At 58.0% G+C, this 16,106-nt stretch carries 13 protein-coding genes and 1 tRNA gene; 7 read left to right on the plus strand and 7 right to left on the minus strand.

What is annotated here, in order from left to right:
- The first annotated feature begins 94 nt into the window (after positions 1-94).
- Positions 95-1,036 carry a HAMP domain-containing histidine kinase gene (locus MCP_RS00275; RefSeq protein WP_012898805.1) on the plus strand — a complete coding sequence of 314 codons (942 nt, stop codon included), beginning with the start codon at positions 95-97 and terminating at the stop codon, positions 1,034-1,036.
- A 151-nt stretch (positions 1,037-1,187) separates the two neighbouring features.
- Here MCP_RS00275 and MCP_RS00280 read toward each other — a convergent pair whose 3' ends face one another.
- The 3 genes from MCP_RS00280 to MCP_RS00290 all read right to left on the minus strand — a co-directional run bounded on the left by MCP_RS00280 (position 1,188) and on the right by MCP_RS00290 (position 4,190).
- Positions 1,188-3,236, minus strand: coding sequence for a PAS domain S-box protein (locus MCP_RS00280; protein ID WP_012898806.1), 2,049 nt, complete (start codon positions 3,234-3,236; stop codon positions 1,188-1,190).
- 215 nt (positions 3,237-3,451) lie between these two features.
- A tRNA-Arg gene (locus tag MCP_RS00285) sits at positions 3,452-3,523 on the minus strand.
- A gap of 166 nt (positions 3,524-3,689) precedes the next feature.
- On the minus strand, positions 3,690-4,190 hold the full coding sequence (locus MCP_RS00290) for a hypothetical protein (RefSeq protein WP_012898807.1): 501 nt from the start codon (positions 4,188-4,190) through the stop codon (positions 3,690-3,692).
- 167 nt (positions 4,191-4,357) lie between these two features.
- On the opposite strand from MCP_RS00290, the gene MCP_RS00295 reads away from it, so the two are divergent.
- The 3 genes from MCP_RS00295 to MCP_RS00305 all read left to right on the plus strand — a co-directional run bounded on the left by MCP_RS00295 (position 4,358) and on the right by MCP_RS00305 (position 8,723).
- Positions 4,358-5,215 (plus strand): polyprenyl synthetase family protein, encoded by an 858-nt coding sequence (locus tag MCP_RS00295; RefSeq protein ID WP_012898808.1) that lies wholly within the window; start codon positions 4,358-4,360, stop codon positions 5,213-5,215.
- 133 nt (positions 5,216-5,348) lie between these two features.
- Positions 5,349-7,631 (plus strand): CDC48 family AAA ATPase, encoded by a 2,283-nt coding sequence (locus MCP_RS00300; RefSeq protein ID WP_012898809.1) that lies wholly within the window; start codon positions 5,349-5,351, stop codon positions 7,629-7,631.
- Positions 7,632-7,646: 15 nt separating this feature from the next.
- Entirely contained in the window at positions 7,647-8,723 is a 1,077-nt protein-coding gene (locus MCP_RS00305; protein ID WP_012898810.1) for a glucose 1-dehydrogenase, read from the plus strand.
- Positions 8,724-8,757: 34 nt separating this feature from the next.
- Here the strand turns inward: MCP_RS00305 and MCP_RS00310 are convergent, their stop codons facing one another.
- Positions 8,758-9,546 carry a DUF5667 domain-containing protein gene (locus MCP_RS00310; protein ID WP_012898811.1) on the minus strand — a complete coding sequence of 263 codons (789 nt, stop codon included), beginning with the start codon at positions 9,544-9,546 and terminating at the stop codon, positions 8,758-8,760.
- 339 nt (positions 9,547-9,885) lie between these two features.
- Between MCP_RS00310 and MCP_RS00315 the strand changes: the two genes are divergently transcribed.
- Positions 9,886-11,397, plus strand: a complete 1,512-nt coding sequence (locus MCP_RS00315; RefSeq protein WP_012898812.1) for an AMP phosphorylase — start codon at positions 9,886-9,888, stop codon at positions 11,395-11,397.
- A 32-nt stretch (positions 11,398-11,429) separates the two neighbouring features.
- Here the strand turns inward: MCP_RS00315 and MCP_RS00320 are convergent, their stop codons facing one another.
- Positions 11,430-11,693 carry a hypothetical protein gene (locus tag MCP_RS00320; RefSeq protein WP_128859865.1) on the minus strand — a complete coding sequence of 88 codons (264 nt, stop codon included), beginning with the start codon at positions 11,691-11,693 and terminating at the stop codon, positions 11,430-11,432.
- 130 nt (positions 11,694-11,823) lie between these two features.
- Here MCP_RS00320 and MCP_RS00325 point away from each other — a divergent pair, with 130 nt between their 5' ends.
- Positions 11,824-12,090 carry a hypothetical protein gene (locus MCP_RS00325; protein ID WP_128859866.1) on the plus strand — a complete coding sequence of 89 codons (267 nt, stop codon included), beginning with the start codon at positions 11,824-11,826 and terminating at the stop codon, positions 12,088-12,090.
- A gap of 209 nt (positions 12,091-12,299) precedes the next feature.
- On the opposite strand, the gene MCP_RS00330 is transcribed toward MCP_RS00325, so the two are convergent.
- Both MCP_RS00330 and MCP_RS00335 read right to left on the minus strand, forming a co-directional pair.
- Positions 12,300-12,728: a type II toxin-antitoxin system VapC family toxin gene (locus MCP_RS00330; protein WP_012898815.1), complete on the minus strand. Its 429-nt coding sequence runs from the start codon at positions 12,726-12,728 to the stop codon at positions 12,300-12,302.
- 32 nt (positions 12,729-12,760) lie between these two features.
- Positions 12,761-15,235, minus strand: coding sequence for a DUF5814 domain-containing protein (locus tag MCP_RS00335; RefSeq protein WP_012898816.1), 2,475 nt, complete (start codon positions 15,233-15,235; stop codon positions 12,761-12,763).
- 273 nt (positions 15,236-15,508) lie between these two features.
- On the opposite strand from MCP_RS00335, the gene MCP_RS00340 reads away from it, so the two are divergent.
- The gene (locus tag MCP_RS00340; RefSeq protein ID WP_012898817.1) at positions 15,509-16,069 is read left to right on the plus strand and encodes a hypothetical protein; all 561 of its coding nucleotides are present in this window, start codon (positions 15,509-15,511) and stop codon (positions 16,067-16,069) included.
- The last annotated feature ends 37 nt before the right edge of the window (positions 16,070-16,106 follow it).

The following is a 16,106-nucleotide window of genomic DNA, read 5'->3' on the forward strand; positions in this document are numbered from 1 at the left end:
ATATACGGCTAAGTTTCATTGTAATGCGACTGCAATATATAATTATACGCATGAAATTCACCAAGCACTGTGTTCTACCGGGAGGCACATCGTCGTGAAGCGTGTTCCTGATCACCCGGGTACGGGTCTGACAGGGCTGACGGCTGCAAAGATAGTGCTCATCTACGTCTTCTTCGGCGTTATCTGGATCCTGACCAGCGACCTGCTCGTCAGCCGCCTGTCCCCGAACAGTACGATCTATACAACGCTGAGCATCGCCAAAGGCTGGATGTTCATCCTGGCCACTTCAGTGCTCCTCTATTTGCTGATACGACGCTATGCTGCAGAGCGAAACGAGATCGAGGCCAGGTTGCAGGAGGCCAGGGCAAGGGCCGAGCTATACCTGGACCTGATGGGCCATGACATCACCAACATGAACCAGGCCGGGATCGGTTTCCTAGAACTGGCGCAGGAACAGCTTAAGCTGAGCGACGAAGATCGACAGCTGATCGCCATCCCGCAGCATTCGCTCCGGAACAGCACCAGGCTCATCGAGTACGTACGGAAGCTGCAGCGTGCCAGCGCCGGCGGCGCGCTCCGCCCGGTGGACCTCGGGCCGGCATTGGGCTCGCTGGCCACGGAGTACCCTGCCCAGGACGGCCGCGGAATAACGATCAGTTACGCAGGCGGAAGCTGCCACGTCATGGCGAACGACATGCTGCCCGACCTGTTCACCGGCATCATCGACAGCATCTCCCGGCGCTCCGCCGGGCCAGCAGCCGTTGATGTCCGGCTTGAACGTACGGAGGCCGGGGGTGTACAATACTGCCGCGTGGTGTTCGAGGGCAGCGGCTGGTCGTGCCCGCCCCAGGCGAAAGAGGCGCTTGCCTACGACCGGCTCAAAGGGTACGGGAAGACCGTGGACCGGGACATCAGCATGTACCTTGTCCGTGAGCTGGCAGAGAACTACCGGGGCAGCGTGTATATGGAGGACCGCGCGGCCGACGGCCAGGACGGTTGCCGATACGTGGTGCTGCTACCGGCCATTGAGAAATAATATTATTCTATGATTTTTATAGGAAAAGTGTCCAAAACGCTGAACTGGCTATACACCCCGATATAGACGTGGGGGGATATAGACGGAGCCCATGATTTTGCCTTACTCATAACGAAGCGTTCTTTAAAAAGCAGATTTGAACCCTTGACTTTTATTCTGCTTTTATGGCTGGCAGCATGACCACGAACCGGGCGCCCTTCGTATGATCTCCTTTTACCCGGTCCTCGACCCACACGCGGCCGCCGTAGCTGTCCACGAGCGATTTTACTATGAACAGTCCGAGGCCACTGCCACGAGTCCTGGCGCCGCTATGGATTCTCCGGGTGAAGATTCTCGGTTTTAGGTCGTCGGGTATCCCCGGCCCATCATCCTCTACAATGAACTTGTTGTAATTCCTGCCATTAAACACAATGATTTCGAATTTGACGTTGATGGTCGGTTCCGGGCCGGCATGCTTGATTGCGTTGCCTACGAGGTTCTCGAATACCTCGTACAATAAATCATTGGCCATGACCGTGCAGCCCGGTGGTAGCTTATAGTTGAAAGTGGCTTTCACGCCGGGCATGTTCGAGTAGTGGCCGAGCACCCTCATGATGGCCTCACACGCGTCCACCGCATACGGCTTTAGTTCTCCGGTCTGGGACTTCTGCAGCTTCCTCACGTTATCGATTAGTCGAGTGCTGTTCTCCAATGCACCCATGGACTTCAGCAATAGCTCCTTATCCTTTTTATCGATGTCCGGCGATTTCAACGCTAGCTCGAGGAACCCAATGCCGACCTGGTTCATGTTGCGGATATCGTGGCTCATCAGGTCCACGTACAGCTCGGCCTGAGTTTTAGACTCTTTAAGCTCGTTCTCCGCATTTTTAATGCCCGTAATGTCGAACAAAGTCGTAATAATAGTCGGTTTACCCTCAAAGGTGAATACTCCTCCCGTCAGGTTAACCCATTTGGTTTGACCATCCTTTGTTAAAATCCTGGTCTCATAGCTAGTTGACGCCGATTTGCCGGCAAGCCTATCAGAGGCACGCTTTTTAATAGACTCCCTCTCGTCTTCAGCGAATACTTCCCAGAACTGCATTTTCAAAAGCTCGTCCTTAGAATGCCCCGTAAGCTCTACAGTGGCGTTGTTAACATATAATAAATTACCACCCCTATGGACGGCTATAGTGACGAAGGACGTGTCAGCTAATGCACGGAACTTCTCCTCGCTCGCCAGCAACTCTTCCTCTGCCTGCTTGCGCTCGGTAATATCCTGGACGGTCCCGAACATTTTTATTGGTGCTCCTCCCTGACCATAGGTGACTTCACCTTCCGCATGGATAATGTGCTCGCTTCCATCGGGCCAGATGACACAATAATCGATGCTATAGGGCTCTCCTTTATACAGGGCCGCTTCGACCGCCCGGTTAACTCGGTCCTTGTCCCCGGGGTAGAGCGTATCGATGAATTCTGCAAATGTGATGTAGTCCCTGCGGTCCAGGCCGAATACCCTGTAGAACTCGTCGCTACAAAATACCTTATCTTCCTTCACGTCCCACTCCCAATTGCCCAAATGCGTGATACGTTGAGCTTTTGCTAAGTTGGCCTCGCTCTCTCGCCGCGCCTCCTCGGCTCGCTTGCGCTCGGTGATATCGATGCCCATTTCGAGCACCAGCGGCGTACCGTCGACGTCTGTGAACGGGTAATCATAAATTTGATATATGTTGCCCATCTTATCCGTCCATTCCCATTGCTGTGGCAGAAGAGTGTCGAACACCCTAAACGTCGGGCAATCGGGGCAGGGCGCATCACTGCGTTGAATGAGCTCGTAACACGGACGGTTCTCGGGCTCACCGAAAATTTTACGGAAGGTCTGGTTGGCAAAGCGTATGGAGTGGTCCCGGGCCTGTAAATATATGAAAGCCGGCAGATTTTCCAGCACGTCGAAGAGAAGCTTCCGCTCGAATTCGACGGCATCGGCGACCTTGCGGCGGGCCTCGTCCTCCCTCAACTCGTCGTGCTGCGCTTTGATGCGGTCACGTTCGGCTTCGAGGTCGTACAGGCCACGATATAACTCCTTCTTGCCCGCGACCCGCTCATAACGATCCACTGCGGCCTTAAGCCGGGAATAATGGCCACGGAGGGCCTTCAACTCTTCGAGTAGCTCTTTCTTGTCCTTATCTTCATCCTTCTTTTGTAAATCCGGCTTGGAGACCATGACGCCCCTTAATTTTTATCATACGCATACGCCCCATATAAATTCTTTCAGAACACGGCATTCTCTCTAAACGCTCCCGATATTCATTTGTTGTTGAATCGGGCCCGATATAGACGTGGGACGACACGAATTTGAGCCGTCAATTTATAGGTTTTGTTTAAGTAAAGTACTCAGGATATTGATCCTGATCGTGGGATTTATACCAAAGAGTAAAGCGCCCCGACTGGGATTTGAACCCAGGTCTAGAGCTCCGCAGGCTCCAAGGATGTCCACTACCCTATCGGGGCTTCATGTAAATCGCGGATACGCTGCGCTCTTAGTTGACGTTACATTACATAAACTTATCGACCAGTTATGAGAAAAAAATGATCAATGGTGCCAGGCCATCGTGGATGTAAAAGCTGCGCTATGGATGCATTACGGTAGATCTTCATCGAGCGCAGATATGGCTTTTTACTTTTTAGCGGATTTTACCGGCTCATCGTCCCTGGCCGCGATGAACACGCTCTTCTTATGCTGGGGCTCGTCCCCGCCCTTGGCGTTGCCCATGTACCGCCCGCGGCCGTCCGCGACGATGAAGTGGTCCGCGGGATTATCCTCGACCTCCACTTCCTCGATGACGCCGGTGGCGGGGTTCTGCTGGAGCTTCTTGATCTTGTGGCCGCCCTGCGGCTTCGCGGGCTCGCGCTTATCGACGGCCGCCCCTACGGGGGCGATGACCGTCTGGCCGTTGCCGGCATCCATGGCCGACAGCGCGGCATCCAGCATCCTCGCGAGCTCGACCACCTTAAGCTCCAGCCTGGCCAGCTTGCTCTCCATGTCGGCCGGGTCGCTGCTAAGGCTCGCATCCACCTGCTTCAAGGCCTCGGCGATGTCCGAGTTATCCACATGCACGCCCATAGCGGACAGCTTTTGCTCAATCCGCTCGAAAACGGTAGGTCCTGCACCATCCATATAATATCCCTTACCTAACTAAGATTTTAAATGCGAGGCAGTCGCTTAAAGCTTTTGGTACGCCCCAGAAAAGGCCATTTTCCGTGCCAACGGAAATTATTTTATCCAGTCAGACAATATACAGCACATATTACCCTGACGCAATGGTAATCGAAGGATGTTTAGCGATGCAGGACTGGAACGAGGTCAAGGCGGTTAACGCCGGCATAGACAGGATCATCAGCGCGGTCGAGCTACCCGAAATAAGGATGAGCATAGCGCACTCGCTCAAGACGGCGGGCAAGCGGCTCAGGCCGGTCAGCGTGCTGCTCCTTGCCGAGATGAACGGGGGCCGCGCGGACGACGCAACGGACGCGGCGCTCGCCATGGAGTGCATACACACGGCGTCCCTCATCCAGGACGACATCGTCGACGAAGGCCTCAAGAGGCGCGGCGAGGACACGTCCCACGAGAAGTTCGGGATGTTCCTGGCGATGGTGAGTGGCGATTATCTCATCTCCCGGGCCATGATGCTCATGTCGAAGTATGACGAGAAGACCATCCTCGCTTTCAGCAAGGCCGGGCTCTACATGGCGGAGGGCGAGCTTCTCGACGTGAAGTCCCGGAAGTACAAGCCCACCGAGGCAGACTACGTCGAGTGCGTCAGGAAGAAGACGGCGATCATGTTCGAGTCCTCGTTCGAGATGGGCGCGCGCATCGCCGGCGCGGACGAAAAACACGCAGAGCTCTGCAGGCTCATGGGCATGGAGTTCGGCATCGCCTACCAGATCGTGGACGACCTCATCGAGTACACGCAGATCGACGACGAGCACAAGAAGTCAGCCCTGCAGTCATTCATACTCCCCATGGTGTACGCGCAGACCATGTCCGTCCAGGAGGCCGTCGACCTCTGCATGAGGCAGGTCGAGGAGCGCATCGCGAAAATTGACAGGGTGCTTGCCGGGTACCCGGACTCCGAGGCAAAGCAGAAGCTTTGCGAGGTCGTGGACCTGCTCAGGAGCTATAACGGCGTAAAGATAAAGTAACGATATCCGCCATCTATTTTTTTATCCGCCCGGCGCAGGCCGCTAAATCCACCGATTTCAGCTTTATATTATAACTTAAAATCCTAATTGTAAATATATTCATATTTATATACAGATACTTTGAGGATTATCGATGGCTGTGCAGAAAGAAGATAAGGCCAGGGTCCGGCTGAAAGTGGCGGAGGCCGATAAGCGGGAGGTCGGAAGGGGGATCGCCCGCATCAACGAGCGCCATATCAAGGAGATAGGCGTGTCCTACGGCGACATCGTCCAGATCAGCGGCCGAAGGAGCACGGCCGCCATCGTGGGCAGCGCCTTTCCTTCGGACATGCACCTGGACATCGTCCGCATCGACGGCATCGTGAGGCACAATGCCGGCACGACCCTCGGCGACCACGTCGAGGTGGCGAAGGCTAAGTGGACCGAGGCGAAGAAGGTCGTGCTCATGCCCGTCCAGAAGGGCATCCGCATCTACGCGTCGCCCGAAAGCCTGCAGGCGTCATTCCTGAACAGGCCCGTGTGCCAGGGGGACATCGTGTCCACATCAACGTATACTCCCCCGTCTCAATCATATAACTCGAACCTGATGTTCGAGGAGTTCTTCAGGGATTTTTTTTCGAGCCCCTCGTTCGGGCTGGGCGAGGTGAAGCTGGCGATCGCGTCGACCGTGCCGGCCGGCGTGGTCAAGATAACGGAGGTGACGGAAATACAGCTATTGCCTGAGGCGACCGAGGTCGTGAAGGACGAGGTGCCCGAGGTCACGTACGAGGACCTGGGCGGGATAAGGGATGCCATTGTCAAGATAAGGGAGATGATCGAGCTGCCGTTGAAATACCCGGAGCTGTTCCAGCGGCTGGGCATCGACCCGCCCAGGGGAGTGCTCATCCTGGGCCCGCCAGGCACGGGCAAGACGCTGCTGGCCAAGGCCGTGGCCAACGAGTCCGACGCGTACTTCACCTCCATCAACGGCCCGGAGATCATGTCCAAGTACTACGGCGAGTCGGAGCAGCACCTCCGGGACGTGTTCAAGGAGGCGGAGAACAACACCCCAGCCATAATCTTCATCGACGAGCTGGACTCTATCGCGACTAAGCGGGCCGAAGTGACGGGCGAGGTGGAGCGCCGGGTCGTGGCCCAGCTGCTGTCGCTCATGGACGGGCTGAAGACGAGAAAGAACGTTATCGTGATAGGCGCCACCAACCGGCCGGAAGCGATCGACAACGCGCTGAGGAGGCCCGGGCGGTTCGACCGGGAGATCGAGCTCCGGGTGCCCGACAAGACGGGCAGGAAGGAGATATTCCAGATCCACACGAGGAGCATGCCGCTCACGCCCGATGTCGACCTGGACGAGATGTCGGACCGGACATACGGGTTCGTGGGCGCGGACATCGCGGCCCTCTGCAAGGAGGCGGCCATGAACGTGCTGCGGCGGGTCCTGCCGAACATCGACATGACGGATAAGGCCCTGCCGAGGGAAATATTCGAGCGGCTCAGGGTCACCAGGCACGACTTCGAGGAGGCATTGAAGATCATTCAGCCTTCGGCGCTCAGGGAGATCATGATCGAGGTGCCGAACGTGACCTGGGAGGACATAGGGGGGCTCTCCCAGGTCAAGATGCTGTTACGCGAAGCGGTGGAGTGGCCTCTGCGCTACGCCGACTCGTTCAGGCGAGTGGGCGTGGAGGCGCCGAAGGGCGTGCTGCTCTACGGCCCTCCGGGCACCGGCAAGACGCTCCTGGCCAAGGCCATCGCCAACGAGAGCCAGGCGAACTTCATCACGGCCAAGGGCAGCGACCTGTTATCGAAATGGTACGGCGAGTCCGAGAAGCACATCAGCGAGGTATTTAAAAAGGCCCGCCAGGTGGCGCCCGCCATCGTTTTCCTGGATGAGCTGGACGCGCTCGCCCCCGTGAGGGGCAGCGCCGCGGGCGAGCCGAGAGTGACCGAGCGTATCGTGAACCAGCTGTTATCCGAGCTGGACGGCCTTGAAGAGCTCAGGGGAGTCATCGTCATAGGCGCCACAAACAGGCCTGATATCATAGACCCGGCGCTCCTCAGGCCCGGCAGGTTCGACGAGATCATCCTCGTGCCCGTTCCCGACCGGGGGGCGAAGAGGGAGATATTCAAGGTCCACATGAAGCGCATGCCCGTGGCGGAGGACGTCATCCTCAACGAGCTGGTGGACCGGTCGGACAACTACACGGGCGCGGACATCGCCTCCGTGTGCAAGAAGGCGGGGAGGCTCGCGCTGAGGGAGGACCTGAACGCCGTTGTCGTCCGTCGGAAGCACTTCATGGAGGCGCTCAAGATGACCGAGCCTTCCGTGACCGAGGAAATGATCCGGTACTACCAGAACATCGGGGGCGAGCTGAAGCGCAAGGGCACCCGGGAGATAGAGCGGTCTATGTATATTTGAGGGCGGCCGCCATTTATGAAAGCTGTCGTCTGCACGCCAGGGCAAAAAGACAGCGTACGGGTCATCGACATGGAGAGGCCCCGCTGCGGCCCGGGCGAGGTGCTGGTCAGGGTGCACAGCATCGGAGTCGACGGCACGGACGAGGAGATTAACGAGGGCCTGTACGGGGAAGCCCCGGAGGGCTGCGATTTTTTAGTCATCGGCCACGAGGCCGTGGGCATAGTGGAGGAGTCGGGAGCGGGCGTTCGGTGCACCCGGCCGGGGGACGTGGTCGTGGCCACGGTGCGCCGTCCCTGCCCCGAGCGATGCCTGAACTGCCGGAACCACCAGCCCGATTTCTGCCTGACGGGCGATTATCTCGAGAGAGGCATTAAGGGCCTGCACGGGTTCATGGCCGAATATTATACCGAGTCCATGGACTACGTGATCCAGCTCCCGCGGGAGCTGCTGGATACAGGCTCTCTCCTCGAGCCGCTGAGCGTCGTTGAGAAGGGCATCCGCGAATCCCTCAGGGTCCAGCAGCGCATGCTGTGGGAGCCCCGGCGGGCCCTGGTGCTGGGCGCGGGGCCGCTGGGCCTGCTGGCGACCTTCATCCTCCGGGACATGGGGCTGGATGTGTACACGCTGGCGACACGGGAGCGGACGAGCCCAAAGGCCCGTGTGGCCGAAGTCTCGGGCGCCAGGTACATAGACGTGGGCGAGGAGCCCCTGGACACGTTGCCTGAAAAGCACGGGCCGTTCGACATTATCGTCGAGGCCACGGGCTATAGCCCGTACGCCTTCAGGGCCATGGAGCTCGTGAACAGGAATGGCGTCGTGTGCCTGGCAGGGCTCTCACCAAAAAAGAAGGACCACGCTCTCTGTACCGACTGCATTAACATGAGCATGGTGCTCGATAACAAGGCCGCGCTAGGGACTGTGAGCGCCAGCCGCCGGGACTTCGAGAAGGGCGTCGACAGGATGTTGTCGATACGCAACAAATGGCCGGGGCTTCTGGAAAGCCTATTCACTAAGAAAGAGAGCCTGGATAGCGCCCCCCGGGCGTTGCGCCGCACTAAAGAGGATATTAAGGCGGTCGTCGTAGCCACGTGATCCGGGGGGCGTACCTTGCATACCACTTGATTATTTATTTATTTTTATTGTTGCCGTTGCCGTTCCCCTTGCCGTTGCCCTTGGTGCTCGACGTGTAGTCGATCTGGTCCCAGGGCCATACTGCACTACCGTTTGTGATGGTAGGAGTCGGGGTCTTGTAGCTCTTCTTCGCCAGTCCCGGAGGCACCTTGCTGCCATTGTTGATGGTGTTACCTATGACTCCGGCCTCCAGCTTCTTCGCCTGGCCTGGCGGGACGAAGTACTGCTCGCCGTTGTAGTAGTAGAACGGCATGCCGTTCTTCATCTTGATGATCTGTTCAGTGAGCTCGACCGTGCGGTTCTGGACATAGTACGTCAAGTCCAGGAGCTTCGGATTGTCTGTAAGGTCATCAGGGGTCTCATCCGTGATTTGGTCTGCAGTCAGGTAAAAGACTTCCTTGTGGTGATACAGTAAGGTCACAAGGTTCGAGTAGACTTCCTGATCGACGTCCGGGGCCTCACTCGTCTCGGTCATTGCCGTGAGCGTCGCTGAATATTGGTCTGCCGCCGCATCCATCGCAGCTATATTTTCCTCCTCCACTGCATCCTGATACTCGGCGACTCTCTCGTCCGCGAGGTCCATCTGCTTCTTAAGCTTCTCGGTGTTGTTGAACGTCAGGGCCAGGTCGAGGTTCTGGAAGCCGACCTTCAGGCCATACAGGGGCGAGTCGGCGCCGACCAGGCCACTATAATGTTTCTGGCCGCCCGAGTCCGCGAGGGACACCGGCGCAATGGTCGCCAGTAGCACGAGCGTTACGAACATCACGGTAATCTTCTTGATCATAATCTGCTAACCTCCTATCCTGCGAGGCCCTTGGGGGGCATCCGCATAAGTTACAACACTCAATAGGTGCCCTTAGTAAATAAGCATATTTAGCGTTCTATTAGTTAATTAAAGTTCAATTAAGTTCTGTTTAATGTATAAAGGTTTTATATGCTATATAATTAGTTAATGAACCTTATTGGACGGTTTTAATCACAAAGGGAGATAATTATGATTTTCAGTTGGGGGCCTGAGATGAGGGAAAAACACGAATGGGGAACCGAAAAAAAGTATATTTGCTTTCAGGACTTATGGTATAAAGAACAGGGCTTATTCTAAGGATAATAACGAGGTAAGGCAATGAAGCTAAAGGCACAGCCATATGACATCGAGGTAGGGCGATACGAGATCATCGTCAACGCGCTGGACGCGGACGAGCTGGGAATACACGCCGGGGACCGCGTGCAGGTCAAGAACAGGGACACGATCACCGCCGTCGTGGAGACGACGGACGCCATCGTTCCCCAGGGCAGGCTGGGAATATACCGGGAGGCATGGGAGGCGCTCAAGGCGGTGCCAGACGAGGTGGTCGACGTGCTGCCCGCGAGCAAGCCAAGCTCGGTCTCGTCCATAAAGAAAAAAATGGACAGGCAGAAGCTTACTAACGAGGAGCTGCACGACATCATCGCGGACATCGTCGACGGCAACCTCACCGAGGTGGAGCTTACGGCCTTCGTCACGGCCTCTTACATCTACGGCATGGACGCCGACGAGATCGAGTGGATGACCAGGGCCATGGTCAAGACGGGCGACCAGATCTCGTTCGACACGCACCCGGTCATGGACCACCACAGCATCGGCGGCGTGCCCGGCAACAAGATCACGCTGTGCGTGGTGCCCATCATCGCGGCCGCGGGCCTGCTAATACCGAAGACGAGCAGCCGGGCCATCACCGGCGCCGGCGGCAGCGCCGACCTGATGGAGATCCTGGCGCCCGTGAGCTTCAGCGCCGAGGACGTCAAGAAGATGACCACGAAGGTGGGCGGCTGCATCGTGTGGGGCGGCGCGACGAACATCGCCCCCGCGGACGATAAGATAATAAGCGTCGAGTACCCGCTCTCCATCGACCCGAAATCGCAGCTCATCGCCTCCGTCATGGCCAAGAAGTACGCCGTGGGCGCGGACACCATGGTGCTGGACATCCCCATGGGCAACGAGTCCAAGATCCCCACCATCCAGGAGGCCAGGAAGCTGGCCAGGGACTTCATCGATCTGGGGGACAGGCTGAAGATGCGCGTGGAGTGCGCCATCACGTACGGCGGCTCCCCCATCGGCAGGACCATCGGCGGGGGCCTGGAGGTCAGGGAGGCCATGGCCATGCTCGAGAAGTACGAGGGCCCCACGAGCTTCATGGAGAAGACCATCGCCATCTCGGGCATGATGCTGGAGATGGGCGGCGTGTCCGCGAAGGGCGAGGGCCAGAAGATGGCCGCCGAGATCGTGAAGAGCGGCAAAGCGCTTAAAAAGTTCAAGGAGATCATCGAGGTCCAGGGCGGCGACCCGAACGTCACGTCCGAGCAGGTCCCGGTGGGCGACAAGGTCGCGACCGTGCTCTCCCCGCAGGACGGCTACGTGCTCGAGATATACAACAAGCGCCTCGTGGCCGTGTGCCGCATCGCCGGCGCGCCCCACGACAAGGGCGCCGGCATACTCATCCACAAGAAGAAGGGCGAGTACGTGAAGAAGGGCGACGGCCTGTTCACCATTTACGCCGATAAGGAATGGAAGCTGGACGCTGCGATCAAAGAGTCGCTGAGGGACCCGATCATGTTCGTCGAGGGCATGATCCTGGAGAAGGTGCAGGTCGTATAAAAATTAGGTGAGGCGACTCCTGGAAGCCGCCATTATCTCTTTGTTCTCTTCCGGGGCTTCTCGCTCCTGGGGGCGGCCTTCGTAACGGCCTTAACCTCCATGGGCGTCTTGCAGACGTTGCATTCGGCTCCGGCGCACCACCGGTGGTAGACTGCTGAGCACATGTGGCACTGCAGGGCGTCCTCCTTCTTCACCTTGAGGCCGCACTCGTCGCACCTGCCCGCCTCGTCTCTGCTTATCTCGTCAGTGTCGCCGGCTTCCATGTCGTCAATGTCGTCATCGTCTACGTATGTCATATGAACCCTTGAATCAATGCTATACAATAAGGTATTTAAAATTTTTGGGCCGCACGCCCGTCGACGCGGCCGTATATCCGCTTTTCGAACGATAACTTTTTATGCTCTCGCGCCATTGCAAACTATTACGATGAGCGAGGAGAAGATCGACATCCAGGCGGAGATCGACGCCGCCATGAAGAAAGGCCAGTACTCTGACCGCAAGGACGCCATCGCCGCGCTCCAGAAGCAGCTCGTTGACTACCAGAAGGGGGCCCTGAAGGACGCTTTAAAGGGCGCGCCCTCCGTCCCCGCGATGGAGGAGGCGGTCTGGAAGGAGTTTCTCGCAAAGGCCGGCGGCGACGAGGATAAGGCCGTTCAGCTGTACCTGGATGAGCTGAAGAAGCTGAACCTATAATCTCTTCTATTTTACGCGATTTGTACAAGGCCCTCGGAAAAAGGTTAAGCTGCACGAGGACTTTTCCAGCCTCAAAGCGACACAAAGTTGGCTCAAAGTTCTCTAAGATATTAAAAATGATTTAATTATATCTTCGTGTCGCTTCAGGCACGCTTTGAGTAGCTTAGTGGCTGAGAAGTCTATTGCATCCATAAATATTTTTGTGAAGCTTATAAAAGATCCTCGGGCGTCATGATGCCCACCAGAGCGCGGGCGCTGTTGGTGAAGTCGATGTCACGGGTGAGCACGAGCGAGTTATTCCTCTGGGCGAACACCACGTGAAGGGCGCGCATGAAGGGCATCTCGTACTGCCGCATGGTACGCTCGGCCGAGCGCATGATGTCAGAGTTGGCCACCAGGACGTCGCTGCCGTTCAACAACAGTAAGGGGCGCAGCACCTGGTTGACGTACTCCATCGGCACCCCGAGCCTCAGCAGCTCGTAGGCAGTGTGCTCGGAAACCAGCACCTGGTACTTGCCGTCGGCCGCCTGGTAGAGGAGCTTCGCAACGTTCTCCCCCTTCCCCGACTCGTTCGTAAGCAGGCTAAGGATGACGTCAGTATTCAGGTAAAGCCTGAGCCGGCTCTTCACTATCGACATGATAAAAGAGTCTTATGGCCTTCCCGGTATTTCTACTCTGCGTCCTCGATCTGCTGGGCCAGGGCTTTCGCGTCCCGGGCTGCTTCGTGCTTGTTGAGGATCCGGGCGATCTCCCCGATGGCGTCCAGGTTCCGGGTCAGCCGGTCCAGATAGCCTAAAATGTCCCCGTCGAAGGCGCTCAGGTCGTAGTCGGCCGCAATGGCCCTGGAGATGCCCCGGGGGTCCTTGCCCTGGAGCCGGTATTCCACGATCTTTTTGCTGAACTTGCGCTCCGGGCACCCGCAGAACGGGGCGTCCTCGCAGACGCAGTCCAGAAACTCACGGGCGAAGTCCGTGAACTGGGCCTGGAGGCTCCGGTCCATCTTGGCTATTGATTCGCCGGAGAACACGATGTCCAGGCTCGCCGGGCTGAAGGCCCTGGAGGGCACGTTCACCCCGAGTATCCTGGACAGCCTCTCGGCGTTCCTGAAGTACGCGGCGTCGAAGGGCTCTAGCTCCACGGCGATGTCAAGGGGCCGGGCCTTCTTGTACACGCGGTCACGGATTAAAAAGGCGTCCTCCACCTTGAGGAAGTGGGTGGCGATGGCCCTGCCCAGGGGCGTGTTCCGCACACGGCCGTTCTCTCTTATCATCAGGCCCTTATCCACGCACCTGTCGATGAGGTACTTCGTGTCGCTGGAGATGCCCAGCGTGGCCTCGTTCGTGCGGCGTATGTCGGCCTCCGTGGAGGCGATGCAGGCGTTGGCCAGGCACTCCTCCATCTGCTCAGGCTCGTCATAAAGGACGTTCACGTGCTCGGCGCCGCCGCCCAGGATGCGGAAGGCCACCTCCTCCTCGGTCTCGCCCGAGAGGTCGAACTCCGGGTCCGCAAGGATGACCACCCTGCCAAGGTCGTGGTAGTCCGGCCTGCCGGCACGGCCCTGCATCTGCTGGAACTCGCTCACGGACAGCCACTCCCGGCCCATGGTCAGGGACTCGAATATCACCTGGGAGGCGGGGAAATCCACGCCCGCGGCCAGCGCCGCCGTGGTCACGACCACCTTCAGCTCGCCCTTACCGAACCTGTCCTCCACGCTCTTCCTCTGTACGTACGTAAGCCCGGCGTGGTACGGGGCGGACTGGATGCGAAGGGACTGGCTGATCTGGTGGCACTTTTTTCGTGAGTTCGTGAAGACGATGGTCTGCCCGTGGAAACCCTTCGAAGACGTTTTCGAGTACTCGCGGGTGGCGTACTCCTCGATGAGCCTGTTCTTCTCGTGGGCCCCCGCGAAGATGAGGTGTCTCTCCAGGGGCACCGGGCGGTGCTCGTACTCCACGAGCCGGGCGTGGAGGTGTTTAGCGATCTCCTTCGGGTTGCCGATGGTGGCCGACAGGAAGATGAACTGGGCGCCCGGGGCGCAGGCCCGCAGCCTGGCGATCATGCCGTCAAGCCGGTGGCCCCTCTCCTCGTCCTCCAGCATGTGCACCTCGTCGATGACCACGGTGCCGATATTCTTCAAAGGCTCGACTCCCGGGCCTCGCTCGCCCTTCCTCAGGACGAAGTCCAGCGCCTCGTACGTGCCCACGATGATGTCCGAGCCCAGGTTCACGTTCATCTTCAGGCTGTTCAGGGCTATCCGTGACGTGCCCACGCGAATGCTCACTTTCGCCAGCTGGCCGTAGCGTTTCTTGAACTGCTCGTACTTCTGGTTGGCGAGAGCCACAAGGGGCACAAGGAAGAGCATTTTGCCCTTTCCCCTCAGGAGGTTGTTCACGCCCGCCATCTCGCCGATGAGGGTCTTGCCCGTGGCCGTGGCCGAGACGACGAGCTGGCTCTCGCCCTTCAGCAGCCCCGCCTGCACCGACTTCGCCTGCACGGGCAGGAGCTCGTCCATGCTGAGGGCCTGCTTGAGCCGGGGTTCCAGGTCGAGGTCGCCGACCCTGACGGCCTTCACCCGGTCCGGCGACGCGGGTATGATGTCAAAGCGAGTGAGCTCCGGGGGCAGGTTGGACGGGGTCAGCAGCGCGATGATCCGGCCAAGGTCCTTCGTTTTTACCAGCAGCGACTCCAGCCGGTCCAGGCCCGCCTTCGTGATACGGCCCTTATACGAGACCTCCCGTTTCAATTCCTTCTTAGCGCAGTCCATGCAGATCAGCTCGTCCTTGTAGCGGACCATGTCGGGCCTCTTGAACGTGATCCGGTCCTCCAGGAGGCAGAACCGGCACACGTTCACCTTATTGGAGCCGAGCTGGTAGGCCTCGAGCATGCTGTCGAGCGCCGCCTCCCGGGCGGGGTCCATGGACGCGGCCATGATGGCCGAAGCCGCCTTGAGCAGGTCCACAAAGGAGGGGACCGGCAGGTACTCGTCCTCCTTTTCCCGGACGACCCTGATCCTCAGCGGGCGCATGCCCTTGTCGGTCCTTTGAAGCGATAGCACGCCGACGAAGAGGGGGCTCCCCTCGTCCCGGATGGGGTAGACCTTGAAATCGTCCCTCTTGTACGGCGTGACGACGATGATCAATGACATTGACGGGACGTGACTTTACACATGCATATATAAATCCTTATTCTTCGCCATGGGCTTGAGGAATAAATATTTAAGAGAGAAGATATTACGATTTTTTTAATCAAGGGCGCCGGAGGTGAAACGCCATGTGTAAATCCTGTGGATGCTCGACCAAGCCGAAGGCCGGTGCGAAGAAGGCCGCTGCGAAGAAGGCTGCTCCGAAGAAGAAGTAACTTCCTTTCATTATCTTTTTTAGCTTATGCTTTAATATCAGTCCATTCTTATGGTATTATCATGCTACGAGCGGTCACGAACCGGGATTTTCCTATGCTCCGGGAGTCTCTTAAGTCGCTTTTCGGCATGGAGCTCGACGTCGACCCCTCCCTGAAGCCCAAGGGCAAAAACCCCATAAAGCGTTTCTTCTATGGCCAGCTTTCCAGCGACCCCCGGGGCCGCGTGCGGATCATCTTCGTCGATACGGCCGACGTATCGTACGGCTGGCGAAAGGACGTGGACGTGACCGGCGTTAATATACCGTACAAAAAGCTGACATTCATCGGCGTCCCCGAGAGCGTCGAGCCCGTAGACGAGGAGTGCTACGGAAAGAGCAGCCTGGACGCCTACCTGCTCGCCGTCACCCTGCACGAGCTCTACGAGCTTTTCACGGGCGACTTCGGCCACTGCGATAACCCGGGCCGCTGCATCAACTCGGAGTGCGGCGTCTACGTGGTGGGCACCTGCAGCGCCTGCATGGGCGCCCTGGTCGACGAGAAGTTCCCCGGCCTGAAGCTCGAGGACCTGTACTGCCCCGAGCACCTTCGAAAACTAAAGCTGGCCCTGAAGAAGCTGGACTAAGCCACACTAAGCTGGATAAGCATGCTCTAAAACGATT

The organism is Methanocella paludicola SANAE, from assembly GCF_000011005.1.
Taxonomy (GTDB): domain Archaea; phylum Halobacteriota; class Methanocellia; order Methanocellales; family Methanocellaceae; genus Methanocella; species Methanocella paludicola.

Excerpts from the sequence above, each read along its gene's own strand:
- MCP_RS00290 (WP_012898807.1), bottom strand. The coding sequence starts at position 4,190 with ATGGATGGTGCAGGACCTACCGTTTTCGAGCGGATTGAGCAAAAGCTG.
- MCP_RS00310 (WP_012898811.1), bottom strand. The coding sequence starts at position 9,546 with ATGATCAAGAAGATTACCGTGATGTTCGTAACGCTCGTGCTACTGGCG.
- MCP_RS00335 (WP_012898816.1), bottom strand. The coding sequence starts at position 15,235 with ATGTCATTGATCATCGTCGTCACGCCGTACAAGAGGGACGATTTCAAG.
- MCP_RS00320 (WP_128859865.1), bottom strand. The coding sequence starts at position 11,693 with ATGACATACGTAGACGATGACGACATTGACGACATGGAAGCCGGCGAC.
- MCP_RS00305 (WP_012898810.1), top strand. The coding sequence starts at position 7,647 with ATGAAAGCTGTCGTCTGCACGCCAGGGCAAAAAGACAGCGTACGGGTC.
- MCP_RS00325 (WP_128859866.1), top strand. The coding sequence starts at position 11,824 with ATGAGCGAGGAGAAGATCGACATCCAGGCGGAGATCGACGCCGCCATG.
- MCP_RS00295 (WP_012898808.1), top strand. The coding sequence starts at position 4,358 with ATGCAGGACTGGAACGAGGTCAAGGCGGTTAACGCCGGCATAGACAGG.
- MCP_RS00280 (WP_012898806.1), bottom strand. The coding sequence starts at position 3,236 with ATGGTCTCCAAGCCGGATTTACAAAAGAAGGATGAAGATAAGGACAAG.
- MCP_RS00340 (WP_012898817.1), top strand. The coding sequence starts at position 15,509 with ATGCTACGAGCGGTCACGAACCGGGATTTTCCTATGCTCCGGGAGTCT.
- MCP_RS00315 (WP_012898812.1), top strand. The coding sequence starts at position 9,886 with ATGAAGCTAAAGGCACAGCCATATGACATCGAGGTAGGGCGATACGAG.
- MCP_RS00330 (WP_012898815.1), bottom strand. The coding sequence starts at position 12,728 with ATGTCGATAGTGAAGAGCCGGCTCAGGCTTTACCTGAATACTGACGTC.
- MCP_RS00300 (WP_012898809.1), top strand. The coding sequence starts at position 5,349 with ATGGCTGTGCAGAAAGAAGATAAGGCCAGGGTCCGGCTGAAAGTGGCG.